The organism is Nocardioides astragali, from assembly GCF_024436375.1.
Classification (GTDB): Bacteria; Actinomycetota; Actinomycetes; order Propionibacteriales; family Nocardioidaceae; genus Nocardioides; species Nocardioides astragali.
Map to the genome: position 1 here is coordinate 183880 of NZ_JAFMZM010000004.1, position 22160 is coordinate 206039.

At 71.0% G+C, this 22160-nt stretch carries 17 protein-coding genes; 15 read left to right on the top strand and 2 right to left on the bottom strand.

What is annotated here, in order from left to right; all coding sequences use genetic code 11:
• The first annotated feature begins 8 nt into the window (after positions 1-8).
• The 13 genes from J3P44_RS14145 (at position 9) to J3P44_RS14205 (ending at position 17666) form a co-directional block, all read left to right on the top strand.
• On the top strand, positions 9-6101 hold the full coding sequence (locus J3P44_RS14145) for a ThuA domain-containing protein (RefSeq protein WP_255891078.1): 6093 nt from the start codon (positions 9-11) through the stop codon (positions 6099-6101).
• Between the two features lie 273 nt (positions 6102-6374).
• A complete protein-coding gene (locus J3P44_RS14150; RefSeq protein ID WP_255891079.1) occupies positions 6375-7382 on the top strand; it encodes a sugar phosphate isomerase/epimerase family protein in 1008 nt (335 codons plus the stop codon).
• A gap of 45 nt (positions 7383-7427) precedes the next feature.
• Positions 7428-8603, top strand: coding sequence for an inositol-3-phosphate synthase (locus tag J3P44_RS14155; protein ID WP_255891080.1), 1176 nt, complete (start codon positions 7428-7430; stop codon positions 8601-8603).
• Positions 8600-9478 carry an SCO3242 family prenyltransferase gene (locus J3P44_RS14160; protein WP_255891081.1) on the top strand — a complete coding sequence of 293 codons (879 nt, stop codon included), beginning with the start codon at positions 8600-8602 and terminating at the stop codon, positions 9476-9478. The genes J3P44_RS14155 and J3P44_RS14160 overlap by 4 nt, the downstream gene beginning before the upstream one ends.
• The gene (locus J3P44_RS14165) at positions 9475-10341 is read left to right on the top strand and encodes a sugar phosphate isomerase/epimerase family protein (RefSeq protein WP_255891082.1); all 867 of its coding nucleotides are present in this window, start codon (positions 9475-9477) and stop codon (positions 10339-10341) included. The genes J3P44_RS14160 and J3P44_RS14165 overlap by 4 nt, the downstream gene beginning before the upstream one ends.
• Positions 10338-11018, top strand: a complete 681-nt coding sequence (locus tag J3P44_RS14170) for an EboA domain-containing protein (RefSeq protein WP_255891083.1) — start codon at positions 10338-10340, stop codon at positions 11016-11018. Before J3P44_RS14165 ends, J3P44_RS14170 begins: the two co-directional genes overlap by 4 nt.
• A gap of 1 nt (position 11019) precedes the next feature.
• Positions 11020-11901: a TatD family hydrolase gene (locus tag J3P44_RS14175; protein WP_255891084.1), complete on the top strand. Its 882-nt coding sequence runs from the start codon at positions 11020-11022 to the stop codon at positions 11899-11901.
• Positions 11901-13097 carry a metabolite traffic protein EboE gene (gene eboE, locus J3P44_RS14180; protein WP_255891085.1) on the top strand — a complete coding sequence of 399 codons (1197 nt, stop codon included), beginning with the start codon at positions 11901-11903 and terminating at the stop codon, positions 13095-13097. The genes J3P44_RS14175 and eboE overlap by 1 nt, the downstream gene beginning before the upstream one ends.
• 40 nt (positions 13098-13137) lie before the next feature.
• Complete coding sequence (locus tag J3P44_RS14185) at positions 13138-14532, top strand: alkaline phosphatase family protein (protein WP_255891086.1); 1395 nt, start codon at positions 13138-13140, stop codon at positions 14530-14532.
• 71 nt (positions 14533-14603) lie between these two features.
• Complete coding sequence (locus J3P44_RS14190) at positions 14604-15491, top strand: polyprenyl synthetase family protein (RefSeq protein WP_255891087.1); 888 nt, start codon at positions 14604-14606, stop codon at positions 15489-15491.
• A gap of 96 nt (positions 15492-15587) precedes the next feature.
• Positions 15588-16157 (top strand): hypothetical protein, encoded by a 570-nt coding sequence (locus J3P44_RS14195; RefSeq protein WP_255891088.1) that lies wholly within the window; start codon positions 15588-15590, stop codon positions 16155-16157.
• 34 nt (positions 16158-16191) lie between these two features.
• Positions 16192-17223 carry a lysylphosphatidylglycerol synthase domain-containing protein gene (locus tag J3P44_RS14200; protein ID WP_255891090.1) on the top strand — a complete coding sequence of 344 codons (1032 nt, stop codon included), beginning with the start codon at positions 16192-16194 and terminating at the stop codon, positions 17221-17223.
• Positions 17220-17666: a hypothetical protein gene (locus tag J3P44_RS14205; protein WP_255891091.1), complete on the top strand. Its 447-nt coding sequence runs from the start codon at positions 17220-17222 to the stop codon at positions 17664-17666. The genes J3P44_RS14200 and J3P44_RS14205 overlap by 4 nt, the downstream gene beginning before the upstream one ends.
• Position 17667: 1 nt before the next feature.
• Here J3P44_RS14205 and J3P44_RS14210 read toward each other — a convergent pair whose 3' ends face one another.
• Together J3P44_RS14210 and J3P44_RS14215 are read right to left on the bottom strand one after the other, a co-directional pair.
• Positions 17668-18504 carry an META domain-containing protein gene (locus J3P44_RS14210; RefSeq protein WP_255891093.1) on the bottom strand — a complete coding sequence of 279 codons (837 nt, stop codon included), beginning with the start codon at positions 18502-18504 and terminating at the stop codon, positions 17668-17670.
• 8 nt (positions 18505-18512) lie between these two features.
• Positions 18513-18998 carry a DUF1269 domain-containing protein gene (locus J3P44_RS14215; protein WP_255891094.1) on the bottom strand — a complete coding sequence of 162 codons (486 nt, stop codon included), beginning with the start codon at positions 18996-18998 and terminating at the stop codon, positions 18513-18515.
• A gap of 216 nt (positions 18999-19214) precedes the next feature.
• On the opposite strand from J3P44_RS14215, the gene nhaC reads away from it, so the two are divergent.
• Together nhaC and J3P44_RS14225 are read left to right on the top strand one after the other, a co-directional pair.
• Positions 19215-20693: a Na+/H+ antiporter NhaC gene (nhaC, locus tag J3P44_RS14220; RefSeq protein WP_255891095.1), complete on the top strand. Its 1479-nt coding sequence runs from the start codon at positions 19215-19217 to the stop codon at positions 20691-20693.
• Entirely contained in the window at positions 20690-22156 is a 1467-nt protein-coding gene (locus J3P44_RS14225) for a basic amino acid/polyamine antiporter (RefSeq protein WP_255891096.1), read from the top strand. The genes nhaC and J3P44_RS14225 overlap by 4 nt, the downstream gene beginning before the upstream one ends.
• The last annotated feature ends 4 nt before the right edge of the window (positions 22157-22160 follow it).

Sequence of the window (22160 nt, forward strand, 5' to 3'; positions counted from 1 at the left end):
AGTCCGTGGTGGACACCGTCCTCATCACGCGTCTGCGTCTGCTCGTGGCACTCATCGTCGCGGTCGGACTGACCGTACCTCTGGCGCTCGCGCCAGCATCCGCACACGAAGGGCACGGGGAGACTGACCCCTTCGACGCGCTGGTCTTCAGCAAGACCGCAGGCTTCCGGCACGGGTCGATCCCGGTCGCGGTCGCCGCCATCGAGCAGCTCGGTGCGGACCACGGCTTCACCGTGACCGCCACCGAGGACGCGGCGGCGTTCACGGACGCCAACCTCGCGCAGTACGAAGTGGTGATCTGGGTCTCGACCACCGGCGACGTGCTCAACGACTCGCAGCAGGGTGCGTTCGAGCGCTACATCCAGGGCGGCGGCGGCTATGCCGGCATCCACTCGGCCTCCGACACCGAGTACAGCTGGCCGTGGTACGGCGACCTGGTCGGCGCCTACTTCAAGGACCACCCCGCCAACCAGACCGCGGCCGTCAAGGTCGAGGACCCGGCACACCCGTCGACGGCGGGCATGGCGCCCACCTGGAACAGGTTCGACGAGTGGTACAACTACCAGTCCAACCCGCGTGGCGACGTGCACGTGGTGGCCTCGCTCGACGAGTCGAGCTACGCCCCCGGCGGGGGCGCCATGGGCCACGAGCACCCGATCAGCTGGTGCCAGGACTACGACGGCGGCCGTTCCTGGTACACCGGCATGGGCCACACCGACGAGAGCTACGCCGAGCCACAGTTCCTCACTCACATCCTCGGGGGCATCCGCACCGCGGCCGGCGTCCAAGCGGGCGACTGCGCGGCCTCGCTCGACAACTCCTTCGAGAAGATCACCCTCGACGACAACACCGCCAACCCGATGGAGCTCGACATCGCCGACGACGGTCGGGTCTTCTACATCGACCGGGGAGGTGACGTCCGCGTCATCTCCACCTCGGGGACCGTCTCGACCGCGGGTCACCTCAACGTGACCACCGTCCAGGAGTTCGGCCTGCTCGGCCTGGCTCTCGACCCGGACTTCGCGACCAACCGCCACCTCTTCGTCTACTGGTCCCCGGCCAACGAGCCCACCCAGGACCGCGTCTCGCGCTTCACGCTCACCGCGGGCGGCACGCTCGACATGGCCAGCGAGAAGGTCGTGATGGAGCTCGACGTCCAGCGTGCGGAGTGCTGCCACGCGGGCGGTGCGCTCGAGTTCGACAACGACGGCAACCTCTACATCGCGACCGGAGACAACACCAACCCGTTCGCCTCCGACGGCTACGCGCCGATCGACGAGCGCGCCGGTCGCGCCAGCTGGGACGCCCAGGGCACCTCGGCCAACACCAACTCGCTCAGCGGCAAGGTCCTGCGGATCACACCGCAGGCCGACGGCACGTACACGATCCCCGCCGGCAACCTCTTCCCGACCGGGACGGCGAAGACCCGCCCCGAGATCTACGGCATGGGCTTCCGCAACCCGTTCCGCATCGGGCTCGACGAGCAGACGGGCAACGTCCTGGTCGCCGACTACGGCCCCGACGCCGGCTCCGCCAGCGCCACCCGCGGGCCGGGTGGACGCGTGGAGTGGAACATCCTGTCGCAGCCAGGCAACTACGGCTGGCCGCAGTGCGTGGCGGCCAACACGCCCTACATGGACTACGACTTCGCCACCGGGCAGTCGTCGGGCGCGTTCAGCTGCGCCAACCCGGTCAACAACTCGCCCAACAACACCGGCCTCACCAACCTCCCGCCGGCGATCCCGGCGACCATGTGGCAGGGCAACGACGGCACCGCCAACCCCGAGATCGGGCAGAGCGGCGCCCCGATGACCTCCGGCACCTACGCGTACGACGCCGAGCTGGAGTCCGACCGCAAGTGGCCGGCGTACTTCGACGGCAAGGCGGTGTGGGCCGACTGGAACAACAGCCGGATGTTCACCGTGCTGATGAACGCCGACCACACCGATGATGTCGACGTCAGCCGGTTCCTCCAGACCATGCCGATGACGCGTCCGCACGCGCTGCAGTTCGGCCCGGACGGTGCGCTCTACATGATCGAGTGGGGCAGCGGGTTCGGCGGCAACAACGCCGACTCCGGCATCTACCGGATCGACTACGTGCAGGGCAATCGCGCTCCGATCGCAGAGGCCTCGGCCGACAAGACGTCGGGCCCGACACCGCTGACGGTCCAGTTCAGCAGCGAGGGGTCTCGCGACCCCGACGGGTCGCCCCTCACGTACTCGTGGGACTTCGACGGGAACGGCACCGCCGACTCCATCGAGGCGGACCCGAGCCACACCTTCACCGACGCCGGTGAGTTCGAGGTGCAGCTCACGGTCACCGACGAGGCGGGCCGCACGGGTGTCTCCAACCTCACCATCGTCGCGGGCAACACCGCGCCGGAGATCGAGGTCGTGCTGCCGCGCAACGGCGGGTTCTTCGACTTCGGCGACTCGGTGAAGTACGAGGTCACCGGGTCCGACGCCGAGGACGGCAGCATCGACTGCGAGCGGGTCGTCGTGCAGCCTGCGCTCGGCCACGACCAGCACAGCCACCCCTACGGCCAGTACAGCGGCTGCACGGGCGTCATCGCGATCCCCGGCGACGAGGGTCACGTGGGCGCCAACATCTTCGGCACCGTCGCCGTGCGCTACACCGACGAGGGCGCCGCGGGCACCGTCCCGGTCACCACGGAGACGGTGGTGATCCTGCACCCGAAGCGCCGCGAGGCGGAGTACTTCGAGCAGACGGGTCGCCTCGAGGACTCGACATCGGGCGGCAGCCCGGGAGTCCAGGTCGAGGACACTGGTGACGCGCAGGGCGGCAGCAAGAACGTGGGATTCATCGAGGCAGGCGACTGGTTCGGCTGGGACGTCATGAACCTCACGGGGATCGACACGATCTCGATGCGGGCAGCTTCCCCCCTGGGAGGCGGGGCGCTGTACGAGGTGCGTACCGGTGACCCGGACACGGGGGAGACGGTGGCGACCATCCAGGTGGCCAACACCGGTGACTGGCAGACCTACCAGAACTTCTCGGCCGAGGTCACCGGCGACACCACCGAGGTGAGCGGTCCGCTCTACTTCGTCGAGATCAGCGGCGGCAGCAACATCAACTGGATCGACTTCGGCGGCCGCGGCGCGACCGACAACCAGCGGCCGAGCATCTCGGTCGAAGCCACGCCGGTCAGTGGTACGGCACCACTGGAGGTCGACCTCTCAGCCACCGTGGCAGACCCGGAGGGTGACACCCCGCTCACCGTCGACTGGACCTTCGGCGACGGGGAGTCCGGCCAGGGGGCCGACGTCTCGCACACCTACACCGAGCCGGGCACCTACACCGCCCAGGCCACGGTGACGGACTCGCGGGGCGCGGTCAACCACGACAACGTGGAGATCACGGTCTCTGGTGGCGGCCTCGGCTCGTGCTTCTCGGGCCGGTCCGACGACTTCACCGGCACCACGCTCGACCACGAGCGGTGGGACAGCATCGTGCGGGAGAACCAGGACTACTCGGTGTCCGACGGCCAGCTGCACCTGCCGCTGACCGCCACCGACATCCACGGTGGTGGCACGGCGACCAAGACGCCGAACATCATCCTGCAGCACCTGCCCGGAGGGGCCTTCGAGGTCACCACCAAGATGACTCTCGAAGCACGCCGCCAGTACCAACAGGCGGGCCTGATCCTCTACGGCGACGACAACAACTACCTGAAGATGGTCATGCAGGGTCGTACGTCGACCCCTGATGCGGCCGGACGGGTGTTCCAGTTCCTCGGCGAGATCGGTGGCAACCCGACCGAGACCAACACACCCGCACTGGGCGCGGCGTTCCCCGACACCTTCTGGGTGCGCATGTCGAGCAACAACGGCCTCGACGTCAGCGCGTCGTACAGCACCGACGGCATCACGTTCACGCCGATGCCGGGAGCCACCCGGTCCCTGGCCGGCGTGAACGAGCCGCGAGTCGGCCTGTTCGGTGCGGTCAACCAGGAGGCCGCGCTGCCGATCACCGCCCACTTCGACAACTTCCGGATCACGCCCGACGACAGCGTCGCCGCGCCCGACCCGGACGACGAGTTCGGCGGTGACTCCCTCGACGCCTGTCGCTGGAACGCCATCGTGCGTCCCGACGCGGCAGATGTCCGGGTCACGGGCGGCAAGCTGGAGATCGACACGCCCAACGGCGACATCTACGGGGCGGGCAACACCGACCCGAAGAACTTCGTGCTGCAGCAGGCGCCCGAGGGCGACTGGGTGATGGAGACGAAGGTCGACGGGTCGGCGCTGGACGAGCAGTACCAGCAGGGCGGCCTCATCGCCTACGCCGGTGACGACGACTACGTGAAGCTGGACTACCTCACCACCAACACCGCGGGTTCGGCGCTGCAGCGCAACATCGAGCTCCGCAGCGAGGTCGGCGGAGCCATCCAGAACCCGCAGCCCAACGCCAGCCCGGCTCCCACCCAGGGGGTCTGGCACCTGCGGCTGACCAAGTCGGGCGACGACTACACCGCGGCCTACTCGGCGGACGGCACCGCGTGGACGACGCTGGGTACCGTCACCAACGCCAGCCTCGCGGCGGAGAACCTGCGCATCGGGCTCTTCACGATCGGCACCGCCCAGGCGGCGTCGAAGACCGTGACGTTCGACTACTTCCACCTCGACACCGGCGACGAACCGCCGGTCGACGAGACCGCTCCGGAGGTGTCGGCCGCCGTGCTCGGCTCGTTCGCGGGCGACGTCGAGTCCCTCGCGGGCAACGAGATCGGCGGCGAGGCCACCATGGACGTTGCCGCGGACGGGACGACGGCGACGCTGTCGCTGACCGGGCTCGACCCGGAGGGCGTCTACCAGTCGCACCTCCACGTCGGCACGTGTGCCTCGCCGGGCCTGCACTACATGGACGACCCCGAAGGGCCCGGGATGCCGCCCAACGAGCTGTGGCCCGTCTCGGAGGGGATGACTCCCGGCGCCGGCGCCACCATCGAGGTGGCCGCTGACGGCACGGCCGAGGCCGCGGCCACGGTGCCGTGGGCCGCGCGGGTCGAGGCCCGGGCCCTGATGATCCACGACGAAGGAGCCATGGTCGCCTGTGCGACGCTGTCACTGGCCGGTCCGGCCGAGGTGGTGCTCGACGCCACCGACGACCAGTCGGGCCTCGACTCCCTCGACTATCGGGTCGACGGCGGCGAGTGGACGGCGTACGACGAGCCGTTCACGCTCACGGAGCCGGGCTCCTACACCGTGGACTGGCGCGCGGGCGACGTCGCGGGCAACGAGACCACGGGATCGTTCCCGGTCGTGGTGCCCGAGGAGGACGTGGTGGAGCCCCCCACCGGGGACACCACCCCACCGGTCGTGCAGCTCGACCTACTTCCTGCCGGCCCGGACGGGACCGCCGGCTGGTACCGCAGCGAGGTCAAGGTGAAGGCCGGAGCCACGGACGAGAGCCCGGGGTCCCCCAAGGTGGAGTACCGGATCGACGGCGGTGCCTGGACCGGCTACGACGGCGCCTTCTGGATCCGTGACGACGGCACGCACCAGGTGTCCGTCCGCGCCACCGACGCGGCGGGCAACACCTCCGCGCCCCTCACGCGCCAGGTGTCGCTCGACCGGGTGGCGCCGACGGTCACGGTGACCGGCCTCAAGGACGGCGCCGAGCTCGGTCTCGCCGACCTCAGGTCGGTCTCCGTCGCGGCCGGCGACGTCACCTCAGGCCTCGCCACGACGTCGATCACCCTCGACGGCTCGGCGATGACCTCACCGGTCGCGGTGGATGCTGTGTCGCTCCTCACCGGATCGCACACCCTGCGGGTGACCGCGACCGACAAGGCGGGGCACTCCACGACGACGGCACTCGTCTTCGAGGTGGTGGCGACCTACGACGGAGCGTTCGAGCTGGTCCACCGGCTGAAGAAGGACGGCCTGGTGTCCAAGCCGAAGGCCAAGAAGCTGGTCACCGCCCTGCTGGCCGCCCAGCGTGCCGACGTACGGGGTCAGGAGAAGAAGGCACGCAAGGCCCTCACGACGTTCGTCAAGGTCGCTCGGACCGTCGGCGACACCACCGCCCGCACGGCACTGGTGGACGCCGGGAAGGAGCTGCGCGCCGACCTGTGAACCCAGCTCCCGTGCGCACAGCCGCGCACGGCACCGCTCGTCCGTGGCAACGGGCCGACCGGTTCCCCCGAACGACATCGCGTTTCGGCGACGCGGTGCGGGGGACCGGCCGCCCCACGCCCGACGGGGCGCCGCCCTCCGGGGCGGTGCCCGCGGCCGGTGCCGGGACAGCGCGCTCCGTCCCGGCATCGGTTCGCACCAGTCGTGTCGCCGCCCACCATCACGCACCACACCACTTGCCGAAGCGCCACCATCACAACCTGAGGAGCACGCATGCCACGCCCGATCACCCTGTTCACCGGCCAGTGGGCCGACCTGCCGTTCGAGGAGATGTGCAAGCTCGCCTCCGGGTGGGGCTACGACGGCCTCGAGATCGCCTGCTGGGGAGACCACTTCGACCCGTGGGCCGCCGTCGAGGACGACTCCTACGTCCCGGCGAAGCTGGAGATGCTCGAGAAGTACGACCTGCAGGTCTTCGCGATCAGCAACCACCTGAAGGGTCAAGCCGTGTGCGACGACCCGATCGACGAGCGGCACCGCGGCATCCTGCCCGACAGGATCTGGGGCGACGGCGACGCCGAGGGCGTACGGCAGCGTGCGGCCGAGGAGATGAAGATGACCGCCCGCGCGGCGCGCAAGCTGGGTGTCGACGTCGTCGTCGGGTTCACGGGCTCGTCGATCTGGAAGTACGTCGCGATGTTCCCCCCGGCGTCGCAGGACCTCGTGGACGCCGGCTACGAGGACTTCGCCAACCGCTGGAACCCCATCCTCGACGTCTTCGACAGCGAGGGCGTGAAGTTCGCCCACGAGGTCCACCCGTCCGAGATCGCCTACGACTACTGGACGACGGTTGCCGCCCTGGAGGCGGTGGACCACCGCGAGGCGTTCGGCCTCAACTGGGATCCGTCGCACTTCGTGTGGCAGGACCTCGACCCGGTGGGCTTCCTGTGGGACTTCAAGGACCGGATCTACCACGTCGACTGCAAGGACGCGAAGAAGCAGGTCGGCAACGGTCGCAACGGACGCATGGGCTCCCACCTGGCCTGGGCCGACCCGCGCCGCGGGTGGGACTTCGTCTCCACCGGCCACGGCGACGTGCCGTGGGAGGCGTCGTTCCGGATGCTCAACACCATCGGCTACGACGGTCCCATCTCGGTCGAGTGGGAGGACGCCGGCATGGACCGCCTGGTGGGCGCTCCGGAGGCGCTGGAGTTCGTCCGTCGGCTAGCGTTCGACGCGCCGTCGGCGGCCTTCGACGCCGCATTCTCGACCACTTCCTGAGGGCGACGGCTCGATGACCGCACCGACAGGAGACGCGAGGACGCCATGACGAGCAACGAGACGAGCGAACAGGCCAGCGACGAGACCAGGAAGCCCGCCGATGCGGCTGAGCGGACCGGGGTGTGGTTCGTCGGTGCCCGCGGGTCGGTGGCGACGACCGCGGTGGTCGGTGCTCTGGGCGTGTCCCACGGGCTCGCGCCGACCACCGGGCTCGTGACCGAGCACCCGGAGCTCCTCCCCGACGGGCTCCCGGACCTCTCCAGCCTCGTCTTCGGCGGACACGACGTCAGCTCGCAGTCACTCCTCAAGAAGGCCGAGGCGCTGGCGGCCGGCGGCGTGGTTCCAGCAGCCGTCGTCAGCGCCGTCTCCGCCGAGGTGGAGACGGTCGACGCCGAGGTGCGGCCAGGACACGTCTCCGGGGAGGAGAGCACGGCGGAGGCGGTGGAGCGCCTCGCCTCCGACATCGCGAGCTTCCGGGACCGGCACGGGCTGGCCCGGGTGGTGGTGGTCGACGTCGCGAGCACCCAGCCCCCGGTCGACGACCCCGAGCAGATGGTGGGCCTCGAGGACCCCCTGCCGGTCGGGGCGGTCTACGCGCTCGCGGCCTTCCGGGCCGGCGCGCCCTTCGTGTCGTTCACACCCAGCCCCTGCCTGCGACTGCCCGTCGTGGTGGAGGCGGCCGAGCGCAGCGGCCTACCGTACGCCGGGTGCGACGGCAAGACCGGTGAGACGCTGATGAAGTCGGCCCTCGCGCCGATGTTCGTCATGCGAGCACTCGAGCTTCGCTCGTGGACGTCGGTCAACCTCCTCGGCGGCGGTGACGGGGAGACCTTGGCCGACCCGGAGGCCGCGCGGAGCAAGACGTTGGCCAAGCGTGAGGGGCTCGACGCCATCGCCGGGAGGCCGGTCCCTGGCCCGATGCACATCGACCAGGTGGAGGACCTGGGGGAGTGGAAGACGGCCTGGGACCACGTGCGGTTCGACGGGTTCCTGGGCACCCGCATGACCCTGCAGTTCACCTGGCAGGGATGTGACTCGGCCCTGGCTGCGCCGCTGGTGCTCGACCTGGTGCGTCTGGTGTCCGCGGCACACGCCGCCGGACGGTCGGGACCGCTGCCCGAGCTCGCCTTCTTCTTCAAGGACCCCATCGGCGCGACCGAGCACCGCTTGTCGGAGCAGTGGCGCGACCTCGTCGCCTGGCGCGAGGGACTGATCGCGTGACCGCTCTCCCTGCAGCGCGAGACCTGGCCGAGCTCGTGCGGCTGCCGGCAGCCCTGTCGGTCCCCGGCGACGCGTGGTCCGGAGCGGCATGGGCCACCACGTCACCGGGCCGCGGTGACGCGGTGACGCCGCTCGGATCCGTGCTCCTCTACTGGTCCGGCATGGCCCTCAACGACTGGGCCGACCGGAAGGTCGACGCCGTCGAGCGTCCCGAACGCGTGATCCCGTCGGGCCGGGTGACGCCCGCAGCCGCACTCGTGGTCGCGGGCCTCCTCGGCGCTGCGGGCGTCGCCGTGACCGCCGTCGCCGGCGGTCACCGGGCCTTGAGGTTCAGCGTCCCCCTCGCGCTGCTCATCGTCACCTACGACGTCGCCGCGAAGGACTCCCCGGCGGGCCCGCTCGTCATGGCGTCCACGCGCGGACTCGACGTGCTGCTCGGCGGCGCCGCGGCACCCGGGCAGGCCGGCGCCCCGGCCGCTGCCGTCGCCGTGCACACCGCCGGGGTCACGCTGCTCAGCCGCGGCGAGGTGCACGGCACCAGTCCTCTGACCGCGGTCGCGGCCCTGACGGCGACCGGCACCGCGATCGGCGTCCTCGTCTCGACGATGGCGCGCGACGAGGTCCCCCTCGGTCACCGGCGCCTCGCCCTCGGGTTCGCTGCGCTCTACGGCGCCGCCGTCGGCGTACCCCAGGCGCGGGCCGTCGCCACGCCGGACGCCACCCGGGCACGCGCGGCGACGGGCGCCGGCATCGGGGGGCTCACGCTCCTCCAGGCCGCCTGGCTCGCCGCCCGCGGGCGGGTCGTGCCTGCGCTGGTCGTGGCGACCGCCGGTCCCCTGCTCCGCAGGGCGGCACGAGCAGTGAGCCCGACATGAGCGTGCGACTCGGCTACGGGCTCAACGGCTTCGCCGGGCACCGCCTGGTCGACGCCTGCAGCGTGGTCTCCGCCCTCGGTTACGAGGGCGTCGGGCTGACCCTGGACCAACCCCACCTCGACCCCTACGGCGACCTGCCCAGCCAGGTGGCCCACGCCCGGCGCTGCCTCGAGGCGAACGGCCTTGCTTCCGTGGTCGAGACGGGGTCGCGCTACGTGCTCGACCCGTGGCGCAAGCACGAGCCGACGCTCGTCAGCGACGAGGGCCGGGAGCGGCGCGTGGACCTGTTGCGCCGCGCCGTGCGGATCGCCTTCGAGCTGGGCTCGGAGGGGGTGTCGTGCTGGTCCGGCACGGCGCCGGCCGGCGTCGGAGCAGACGTCCTGTGGAGGCGGGTGGTCGACGGCCTCGGACCGGTGCTCGACGACGCCGCGAAGATGGGGGTCCCCGTCTGCGTGGAGCCCGAGCCCGGCATGTTCCTGGCGACCCTCGACGACGTACTGGCGCTGAGGGAGCGGCTCGGCCAGCCCGAGCACCTGCGCGTGACGCTCGACCTGGGCCACCTGGTCTGCAACGAGCCACGCACGCCCGCCGACACCGTGCGGCACGCGGGAGCCCTCCTCGGCAATGTGCAGGTCGACGACATGGTCCGCGACGTGCACGAGCACCTCGAGCTGGGCACCGGGGAGCTCGACCTCGACAGCGTCCTGGGCGCCCTCGTGGAGGCGGAGTACGCCGGCCTCGCCTGCGTCGAGCTGCCGCGCCACTCCCATGCGGCCCCGGTCGTGGCGGCGTCGACGATGGAGGCGCTGCGGGCCTCGCTGGACCGGCTCGGACTCGCCGCCGCCACGAGGAGTGCCCGATGACGTACGTCCGTCCGCTCGTGCCCTCGGAGCAGCTGCGCGCCGCGCTCACCGAGGACGCCGGACGGGCACTCGACGACATGCTGGCCGAGCTGGTGGCCCGGCCCACCACCCTCGGCGTCGTCTTCCCGGCGGCGGCGCGGCGCACTGCCCGTGGCTCGCTCGGCGACGACTGGCTCCTGGTCGAGGACGCCGTGCGGGTCGAGCTGGTGGCAGCGGCGGCGGCGCACCTGGCTCCCGACGCGCTCCACGCCGAGCTGGAGCAGCTCTACCGCTATGGCGACGCGGACGAGAAGCGCGCCGTGCTGCTCGCCCTCTCCTGCCTCGACGACCCAGGGCTCGACGACACAGGCCTCGACGGGTCGGCGCTGCTGCTCGACGCGCTCCGCACCAACGACGTCCGGCTCGTCGCGGCGGCCATGGGTCCGCACGCCAGCCGGCTGTCGCCCCACGACTGGAGGCACGGCGTGCTCAAGTGCCTCTTCGTCGGCGTCCCCCTGCACAGGGTGACCGACCTCGCCCGGCGTGCCGATGCCGAGCTCGCCGCGATGGTGCGGCGCTACGTCAACGAGCGCGAGGCGGCAGGTCGACCGGTGCCGGACGACGCCCTCCTCGTGCTCGACCTGGGCACCCCGGTCCCGACCACGACCACGACCACGACCACCGGCCTGGAGGGCTGAGATGCGCATCTTCGATCCGCACATCCACATGACGTCGCGCACCACTGACGACTACGAGCGGATGCACGCGGCCGGAGTACGCGCCCTGGTCGAGCCCGCGTTCTGGCTCGGGCAGCCGCGGACCAACGTCGGGTCCTTCACCGACTACTTCGACGCCCTCGTGGGCTGGGAGCGGTTCCGAGCCGCGCAGTTCGGCATCACGCACCACTGCACCATCGCGCTCAACCCGAAGGAGGCCAACGACCCCCGCTGCGCCGGGGTCCTCGACGTCCTGCCCCGCTACCTGGCCAAGGACGGGGTGGTCGCCGTCGGCGAGATCGGCTTCGACTCGATGACCAGTGCCGAGGAAAGCGCGTTCCGGCGCCAGCTCGCCCTCGCCGTCGAGTTCGCGCTCCCTGCCATGGTCCACACCCCGCACCGCGACAAGGAGGGAGGCACCCGTCGCACCCTCGAGCTGGTCGAGGAGTCCGGCATCGACCCGGGCATGGTCGTGGTCGACCACCTCAACGAGCTGACGGTCGCCCCGGTGGACGCGCACGGTTGCTGGATGGGGTTCTCGATCTACCCCGACACCAAGATGGACCCCGACCGCATGGTGCGGATCCTCCAGGATCGTGGCACCGACAGGGTGCTGGTCAACTCGGCCGCCGACTGGGGACGCAGCGACCCGCTGCTCACGCGCGCGACCGGAGACGCGATGCTCGCCGCCGGCTTCACCGACGACGACGTCGACCGGGTGCTCTGGCGCAACCCCGTGGAGTTCTTCGGGCAGAGCGGGCGGCTGCTGCTCGACGAGCTCGCGGGCGCCTCGACCGCGTCCACCGTCGATGCCTCGTCGACGTTCGAGGGCAACTCCGTCCTGCGTGGCCAGCAGGTCACCTGATGCGGCTGCGCCACCGCGACGGCACCGTCGTCCACCTGGGCTACGGCACCAACGTGCTGCCGGCCGAGGACGTCGAGGGCCTGGTCGCCCAGGCCACCGGCATGGGTGATCGGATCCGCCGGGCGCTCGACGGCGTCCCTTCGGCCGGCCTCCCTGGCGGGCGCGTCGGGCTCGGGCTCTGGCTGCCGGCGGGCGCCGCTCACCGCCTTGCCGCCGACCCTGACGGTGTCCGCCTCGTCCGGAGCCGGCTGGCCGAGCACGGTGTGGAGGTCGTGACCGTCAACGCGTTCCCCTTCGCCGCCTTCCAGGAGGCCGTGGTCAAGCACTCCGTCTACCTGCCGACCTGGACCTCCCGCGAGCGCCTCGACTACACCCTCGCCGCCGCGGAGGTGCTGGCCGGCCTGCTGCCCGACGACGCCGACCACGGCTCCATCTCGTCCCTGCCCCTGGCGTGGCACAGCCCGTGGTCCCGGGACGACCAAGGGCTCGCCGAGACCCACCTCGCCGAGCTCGCCACCGGACTGGCCGCGCTGGAGGCCACGACGGGACGACGCGTGGTCGTCGGCCTCGAGCCCGAGCCGGGCTGCGTGATCGAGACGGTGGAGGACGCCGTCGACCGGCTCGCGGCGGTCGACCGCGAGTGGATCGGGGTGTGCCTCGACCTGTGCCACCTCGCCGTCGGCTTCGACGACTGCGAGCGGGCCCTGCGCCTGCTGGACGAGGCCGAGCTGCGCGTGGTCAAGGCGCAACCGGCGTCGGCTCTCGTCGTCGACGATCCCGCCGACCCGGAGACCAGGGGCGCGCTGGCGTCGTACGCCGAGGACCGGTTCCTCCACCAGGTGCGGCAGGCTCGCGGACAGGGTCACTGGATCGCAGGCCGCGACGACCTCTCCGAGGCGCTCGACGGTTCCCGGGGGCTTGCCACGGATGAGCCCTGGCGGGTCCACTTCCACGTGCCGGTGCACGCGGACCCGCGGCCGCCCCTCCGCACCGGCCGCGAGGAGCTGCGTGCCTCGCTCGCGGCGCTCGTCGGCGGTCCTTCGGCGCGGGTCGACCACCTCGAGGTCGAGACGTACACCTGGTCGGTGCTGCCGGGTGGCGCCCCAGCCGACGACGACGCGCTCGCGGCCGGGCTCGCGGCCGAGCTCGCCTGGGTGCACGACGAGCTCGTCGGCCTCGGCCTCACCCCACTCTGACTCCAGCTCCCACCCCTACTCACCCTTCTCGGAGGACCTGATGGACAAGCTTCTCGTCGCTGACGTGGTCGGACTCACCCCCGACCTGCTCCAGCACATGCCGCGCCTGCGGAGCCTGGCCGACGCGGGGTCGTCGGCCGTCCTCGAACCGGTCCTGCCGGCCGTCACGTGCAGCGTGCAGTCGACCTTCCTGACCGGCCTGACCCCGGCCGGACACGGCATCGTCGGCAACGGCTGGTACTTCCGCGACCTCGGCGAGGTCCACCTGTGGCGCCAGCACAACCGCCTGGTGCAGGGCGAGAAGCTCTGGGAGACGATCCGTCGGCACCTGCCCGGCTACACCGTCGCCAACGTGTGCTGGTGGTACGCCATGGGCGCGACGACGGACTGGACCGTCACCCCCCGCCCGATCTACTACGCCGACGGCAAGAAGGCTCCCGACTGCTACACGCGACCGCCGGAGCTGCACGACGAGCTTGTCGCCGAGCTCGGCGAGTTCCCGCTGTTCCAGTACTGGGGGCCCACGGCGTCCATCCGCTCGACGGAGTGGATCGTCGGCGCGGCGCGGCACCTGATGCCTCGCGCCGACCTCACCCTCGCCTACCTCCCGCACCTCGACTACGACCTCCAGCGGTTCGGGCCCGACGCGCCACAGGCCCGACAGGCTGCTCGTGCCGTCGACACCGCCCTCGCTCCGCTGCTCGACGACGCCGCGCGGCTGGGCGCCCGGGTCGTGGTGCTCTCGGAGTACGGGATCACCCGGGCGGACACGCCGGTCGACGTCAACCGGGCACTGCGCGCCGCCGGGCTGCTGGAGGTCTACACCCAGGACGGCATGGAGTACCTCGACCCGTGGGCCTCGCGAGCGTTCGCCGTCGCCGACCACCAGGTGGCGCACGTCTACGTCGCCGACCCGGCGGACCTCGAGCGGGTGCGGTCGGTGTGCGCGGGCCTCACCGGGGTGGCTGACGTGCTCGACAAGTCCGGCCGGGCCGAGGTCGGCCTGGACCACGAGCGCGCGGGCGAGCTCGTGCTCGTCGCCGAGCCGACCGCGTGGTTCACCTACTACTACTGGGAGGACGACGACCGCGCACCTGACTTCGCCCGAGGCGTCGAGATCCACCGCAAGCCCGGCTACGACCCCGCCGAGCTGCTCTTCGACCCGGAGGACCGGCTGGTCAAGGCGAAGGCCGCCCTCACGCTGGCCCGCAAGGCGGCGGGCCTGCGCTACGCGATGAAGGTGGTGCCGCTCGACCCCTCTCCCGTGCGGGGCACGCACGGTCGGCTCCCTGCGCGCGACGCCGACGCCCCGATGATGCTGTGTGACCGCCCCGGGGTGCTGGGCGACCGCGTCGCGGCCACCGATGTCCGGGACCTGCTGCTCGACCTGGTGGGCGTGGGGGCCGGGACACCGGCCGGCTCGCCGGTCCCGTGACAGCCGGGGACGACCTCCTCGAACGCGTACGGCAGCGGCTCCGGACGCCTCCGTCGTGCGGAGTACCCGCCGTGGACCGGCTGGTCGTCGATGCCTTGCGACCGGGCAAGCTGCTGCGTCCGGACCTCGTGGTGCGCAGTGCGGCCGCTGCCCTCGGAGGTCCGGACCCGGATCCTGACGCGGAGCGTCGCGTCGTCGAGGGCGCGCTGTCGGTGGAGCTGCTGCACGTGGCCACGCTCGTGCACGACGACATCATCGACACGTCCCTGGTGCGCCGCGGACGGCCGTCGGTGGTCGCGAGCGGGGGAGTCGCGACCGCGATCGTCGTCGGCGACCTGCTGCTCGCCCGTGGCGCAGCCGCGGCCGCAGCGTCAGCAGCGGGGGCTCCTGCGGTCTGGTCGCGTGCGCTCGACTGCATGGCGGCCGGTCAGCTCCGCGAGGTGGGCCTCACCGCGGCGCCGTCGATCCAGGCGCACGCCGAGTACGCGTCCCTCAAGACGGCCGAGCTGTTCCGGTCGAGCGCGGAGATCGGTGCGCTCGCGGCAGGTGCTGCTCCCCATGTCGTCGAGGCCCACGGCGCGTTCGGGCTGCACTTCGGCATGGCCTTCCAGCACGTCGACGACCTCCTCGACACCATCGGCGACCCGCGCCGGATGGGCAAACCGGTCGGTGCGGATGCAAGGAACGGCGTCCCGACAGCGGTGTCCCTCCTGTCCGAGGACGACTCGCTGGAGGACGTGGCGGGCCTCGTCGCCGCCGAGCTCGACGCGGCTCGAGCAGCGCTGCCACCGGATCGCCCTGCCGCGGCCCTCGGCGCGTGGGGAGCGGCAGCACTGCGTCGTGCGTTCGACGCCTCGCTCCCCGAGAAGGATCGGGGTTGGGCCGAGTCGCTGAGCCGGGCCTTCGACAGTCTCGAGCACGAGTCCGGCTCCCACCGGGCCGCGAAGCTCAGGGCATGACACACCTCTCCGACCCCCAGAGTCCCTCCCAGAGCAACGCCTAGGTCGCCTGCTTCGGGTGATCCTCGGGACCCGGGCGAGCGCAACGATCGCACCATGAGTGGATCGGTGATGGTCCTCGTCGGGCTGCTGCTGGCGCTGGCAGGGATCTGGTCGATCCGCCTCGTCCTGGTGAGTTCGGGCGCGGGCGCCTCCTGGCTGCTGGCCGACGCGTTCGGGGCCGGTACGGCGACCGGCCTTGCGCTCGCCGCGGCCGGCGGCGTCCTCGCCTTCGTGACCGGCCTGCTCGCGGCGCGTGTGGTCTTCTTCGTCGTGGGCCTGGTCGTCGGGGCCGTCATCGGGGCGCGTCTGTTCGCGATCCTCGACACCGGCGAGGCGAGCGTCCTGCTGGCCGCCGTCTTCGTGCCTGCCGTCGCCGTCGTCGGAGGCGTGGTCATCGGGCGGTGGCGCGAGCGGGTGGTCGGCTGGGCAACGGCATTGGGGGGCTCGGCCCTGGTGCTCGCCGGCCTGGGCCGCCTGGATGCCGACACCCCAGACGTGCTCAGCGACCCCCGGGGGTACGGCGAGCAGGGACTCGCCGTCGTGGCATGGGCCGCGCTGGCCGTCCTGGGTCGCCTCGTCCAGCAACGCGGCATCCGGCCTCGCGCGCGAACGGGGACGTCGTGACGGGCGCGAATGGGGGACGGGTGACGCCCCACCGGTGCCGGATGCCGACGCGGACCAACGCACCCGTCCGGTCTGGATCCGGCCGGTGCTCGTCATCGTCGTCGTGGCGGTGTGCGGCTGGCTTGCTTCGACGTTCCTCGGTGCCATCGACTGGGCGTCCGTCGGGAAGGCGCTGAGTCGGTTGACGGCGTGGCAGATGCTCGTGCTGGTGGCGGTGCTGCTCGTCCGCCAGACGCTCAACGCGCTGCCGCTGGCTCTTTTCATCGAAGGTCTCGGCGCGGCACGCGCTCTGTTGAACGACCTCGTGGCCTCACTCATGGCCGTCGTCGCGCCGCCACCGGGTGACATCGTCGTACGGGTGGCGATGTTCCGTACGTGGGGCATCGATGCCTCGCGCGGACTCGCCGGGGCGACGATGAACATGGTGGCGTTCTACGTCAACCGCTTCGCTGCTCCCGTCGTCGGCCTGGTCGTGCTCGCCGCCCTCGGCAGTGGCACCCAGCGGGTGGCGGCCGCGATCGCAAGTGGCGTGGTCGCCCTCGTGATGGCGGTGGTGATCTCCCTCATGGTCCGTCGGGAGCGGTTCGCCGCCAGGCTGGCACGGGCGTCTGGGAACGTCGCCCGCCGCGTCCGGTCCTCCGTGGACCCGGAGGCGTGGGTCGGTGCAGCGACCGGGTTCCAGGAGCACGTCTCGGCGGGCTATCGCCGTGCGTTCCCGCGCTCGCTGCTCGCCCTGACCGCGATGGTGCTCTCGGACGCCTGCATCCTGCTGCTGGCTCTCCGGTTCGTGGGCGTCTCCGCGCCTCAGGTGCCGGCCTACGAGGTCGTCGGCATCTTCTTCCTCGCCTACCCCCTGACCCTGCCGCCGATGATGGGCCTGGGCATCTACGACGTCGTCCTGCTCGGAGCCTTCATGGAGCTCGGTGGTGCGGCCCTCGAGCCCGAGCTGGTGGCGGCGATCACGGTGTGGCGGGCCGTGACCCTCCTCGGTCCCGTCCTGATCGGGGGGATCGTGACGCTCGTGTGGCGAAGTCGACCGCGAGGTTCACCAGGAGCGGTGTCGTGACCGAGCAGCCCGCGACCGCGACGGTGCCGGCCTGGGTCGTCGCCCATCGGGCCGACGTGGTCGATCTCTTCGTCTACGTGGTCGTGCTCAACCTCGCTGTGGAGCACGTCCCCGCCGTGATCAGCGAGGGTTTCACCCTCTCGCTGCTGACAGCTGCCCTCCTCAAGGTCACGCTCGAGCTGGTGATCCTCCTCAAGGGCCTCGTCCTGGCTCGCCTTCGCGCGGCAACCACGCGGCGGGTCCAGACGACCTCTGCCGTCATGCTGTGGGTGGTGGCGGCAGGGAGCAAGCTCGTCGTGCTCTGGCTCATCGACATCGTCTTCGGAGGGTCGGTCAGCCTGGGGGGCTTCATCCCCGTGACCCTGCTCGTCCTCGTCCTCCTGATGTCGCGATCCGCTGTGAGGCGGCTGCTCTACGGGGCACCCGCTCTGGAGGAGGGCTGACTCATCGGACCTCGAGGAAGAGCCCCCGGCCGTCCCTGGTCACGACCAGGAGGTGCTCGTGGAGATCGACATTGTGGGCGGGCCCGTCGAGGAGTGCCAGCACGGCCCGCTCCGTCTGGCGCGCGGGGCCGGTGCAGCGTCCGCGCTGGACCGTGGTGTTGGCGAACGCCAGGGTCGTCGCGACGACGCTGACGGTGGTGCGACCGCTCCGGCACCCGGTGAAGAGACGGCTGAGGCCTTCGGGACCGACATCGAGCCTCGGGCGGCGGGTGTTGACCGGAAGTCGGGAGACGGCGCCGTCGGACACGGTGCCGATGACGGTCCAGGTGCGTCCGAGCAGGCCGACGAGGTCGTCCGTCGGCGCGCTGGCCAGCTCGATGGTGACCCCGTCTCCCTCCAGTGTGAGCGCGTCACCCTCCGCGGTCGCCGTGACGCCGGACGTGAGCAGGCCGGCGAGCCACTCGTCCTGCTCGCCCAGCTCGGGGTCGCACATCATCCTGGTGGCGGCCGGCTCCTCGGCCCAGGCGAGGGTGGCGCCGTCCACCTCGAGGGACCCGAACAACGAGTTGCACCCCGCCCAGACCGACATCGTGCCGTCCTCGAACGTCATCTCGATGGCGGACCCGGGCGCCAGCTCGCGGCCCTCGACCGACGTCGACGCGTACGACATCCCGTCCAGCGCGGCCGGGTCGAGGGTGGCGCTGGCGGGCTCCGGTGATGGCGGGGACGAGGTCGAATCTCCGTCGGAGTCATCGGCGCACGCGACGAGCATCCCTGCGACGAGCAGTGCGGCACCGAGCCGGGCGAGCCGCTGTCGGCCTCCGCACACGTGGGACATGACGGGTTCTAGTCCGCGAAGACCTCGCGGATCGCGGCTTCCTGCGCGTCACTGAGGTTGGTGAAGATGAGCTCGGGCCGCTGGTCCGCGAACGCGTCGCGGACCTTGTCCATGACCGCGTCGGACGACATGACGAACAAGGCGGACGTGCCGGGGGAGACCCCGTCCCGGACCTTGTCGATGAAGCGGTCGTCGATGCCGACGTCCCGCAAGGAGCCGGCGAGTGCTCCTGACGCGGCGCCGACGGCGGCGCCCAGGAGCGGCACGAAGAAGATCAGGCCGAACAACAGGCCCCAGAACGCCCCGCCCAGGGCGCCGGCTCCTGCGAGGTTGTGCAGCTGGCGGGTCCTGGGGCGCTTCCTGCCCTCCTCCCATCTGACGGTCGCGGCGTCGTGGATCGTGATCAGGTGCTGGGTGGAGAGGTCTGCCAGCACTTTGGTCGCCGCGTCGGCGCCCTCAGCAGTGTCGAACCTCCAGACCGTGAGGGTGCCCATGCTCGTGTCCTTCGCTTGCGACCTTGCTGACCTGTCCACGAGTCTGGTGAGTGCCCGGACCCGCGACCTCCCCCGATCCGGGGGACAGGTTCGTGCCACCCCCACTCGGCCGCGTACGTGCCGTACGGCGCAGTGCCGCACGGGTCGCTTGTCGCGGGCCGGCCTCGCCCGGAACGGGGGACCCGCTCGCGGTGCCCAGCGCCGGAGGATCGGCCCATGGGCGATCGTGTCCCGCTTCCGCAGCGTGAACCGTCGCTGCTCGACGCCCTGGTCCCCCTGACGACCCTGGTCCTGCTGATCGGCGGTTCGCTGGCGCTCTTCGGGCTGGACGCCCTCGACGGGCCCATCCAGGTGGCGCTCGTCCTCTGCGCGGCGGTAGCGGCACTCACGGCACTCACGAACGGTCACTCCTGGGCGGAGGTCCAGACGGCCGGGCAGGGTGCGATGGCATCGGTCACCAGTGCCGTCTTCATCCTCCTCGCGGTCGGGGCGCTGATCGGCACCTGGAACCTCTCCGGCACGATCCCCACGCTCGTCTACTACGGGATCCAGGTGCTCTCGCCCGGCTGGTACTACGCGGCGAGCGCGATCATCTGCGGGGTGGTTGCGCTGAGCATCGGCAGCTCGTGGACGACGGCCGGCACGATCGGCGTGGGCTTGGTGGGGATCGCCACCATGCTCGGCGTCTCTCCGGCGATCACCGCCGGAGCGGTCATCTCAGGTGCCTACCTCGGCGACAAGACCTCACCCCTGTCGGAGACGACGGTCCTGTCCGCACAGCTGGTCAAGGTGGACGTCCACGACCACATCAGGCGTCAGGTCTGGACCTCGGTGCCGGCGTTCGCGGTCGCGCTCGTCGTGTTCCTGGTGCTGGGCTGGACGCACACGGGCCAGTCCGAGGACACCGTGTCGACCACCACCGAGCTGAGCGCCCTGTCCGAGGTGTTCTGGATCAACCCCGTCAACCTCCTCCCGCTGGTCCTGCTCGCCTATCTCTCCATCCGGAGGGTGCCCGCCTCCCTCGCGCTGCTCGGCTCGGCCCTGTTCGCGGGGTTGATGGCGGCCTTCACCCAGCCCGACGTGGTCGCAGGCTTCGTCAGCGGCACGGGGTCCGTCGTGACCGACGCCGTCAAGGCGACCTGGCAGGCCATGGCGACCGGCTTCGACATGAGCTCCGGCGTCGCCGACGTCGATCGACTGGTGTCGCGTGGCGGCATGGCCTCCATGCTGCTCACTCTCTGGCTGATCTTCGGGGCTGTGACCCTCGGTGCCCTGCTGGAGCACTTCGGCCTGATCGCGCGTCTGGTGGATCCGATGATCTCCTCTGCGAGGAGCACCGGACGGCTCTTCCTGACCGTCTTCGCGTGCGGCTTCGGCCTCAACGTCGTCGCCGGGGACCAGTACATCGCACTGGTGCTTCCCTCGCGCGTCTTCCGCATGGAGTTCGCCGAGCGCGGCCTGGCCCCGACCAACCTGTCGCGGCTGGCCGCCGACAGCGGCACCGTCACCTCGCCGTTGGTGCCGTGGAACTCCTGTGGGGCATTCATGGGCGCGACCCTGGGCGTGTCGACCTTGTTGTACGCGCCGTACGCCGTCTTCTGCTACGCCAGCCCGATCCTGAGCGTCCTCTACGGCTACACCGGTTTCCGGATCGAGAAGATCACGCCCTCCGACACGGCCAGGGAGCTGACATGACCACGTCCGAGAAGGCATCGACCGAGACCGAGGAAGGCGGTGCGGTCCAGAAGATGACGCTGCCGACCCTGACCGCGATGGTCATCGGCGGCATGGTCGGGGCCGGCGTCTTCTCCCTCCCTGGGCGGTTCGGCGTCGCCACCGGGATCCTGGGATCCCTGATCGCCTGGGCGATCGCGGGTGCCGGCATGCTGATGCTCGCGTTCGTCTTCCAGAACCTGGCGCTCCGCAAGCCCGAGCTCGACTCCGGGGTGTTCATCTACGCCAAGGCCGGCTTCGGCGACTACGCCGGGTTCAACTCCGCGGTCGGGTTCTGGGCGAGCACGGTCGCCGGCAACGCGTTCTACTGGGTGTTCATCACCGCGACGCTGGGCGCGTTCTTCGACGGCTTCGGCGACGGGGACACGGTGCTGGCACTGCTGCTGTCCACCGTCGGGGTGTGGGCATTCCACGTCCTGATCGCCCGCGGCGTGCGCGACGCAGCGGTCATCAACCGGATCGTCACGATCTTCAAGATCCTGCCGATCCTCGTCTTCATCGTGGTCCTCCTCCTCTCGCTCGACGCCGGTGTCTTCGCCGACAACTGGACCGCGTACGGGTACGGGGACCTGGGATCGCTCGACGAGCAGGTGCGCAACACGATGATCATCACGACGTTCGTGTTCCTGGGCATCGAGGGCGCCAGCGTCTACTCCCGCTATGCCACGAAGCGCGAGGACGTCGGCAGGGCCACCGTCATGGGGCTCCTCAGCGTGCTCTCGATCTTCTCACTGGTGACGCTGTCGAGCTATGCCGTGATGCCGCAGCCCGAGATCGCCGGCACCCGACAGCCGTCGATGGTCGGGCTGTTCGCGCACGTCGTCGGCGACTGGGGTGAGGCGTTCATCAGCATCGCGGTCATCGTGTCGGTGCTGGGTGCCTACCTCGCCTGGACGTTGATGGCTGCCGAGGTGATGTACATCCCGGCGCGCAACCAGGACTTCCCCGAGTTCCTCGGCCGCGAGAACGACAACGGCACCCCGATCACCGCTCTCGTGGTCACCTCGATCGCCGTCCAGTCTGTGCTGCTCCTGACCCTCGTCGTCGCGGACGCGCTGAACTTCCTCCTCGACCTGTGCACCAGCCTCGCGCTCGTGCCGTACTTCCTCGCTGCCGCCTACTCCCTGAAGCTCTCGCTGACAGGGGAGGGCTACGAGGGGGAGTCACGTGGGGTGCAGCGCAGGGAAGGGATCATCGCCGGGATCGCGACGGTCTACACCCTCTTCCTGTTCGATGCCGCCGGCCTCGAGTTCCTGCTTCTCTCCGCGGTGATCCTCGGGCCGGCCTCGCTCCTCTACGTCAAGGCCCGCAGCGAGTCCGGCCGCCGACTGTTCACTCCCACCGAGATCGGCCTCTTCGTCATCATCGTGGCCGCCGGCGTCACGGGTGTGGTCGGCCTGTGGACGGGCCGGATCACCCTCTGACCAC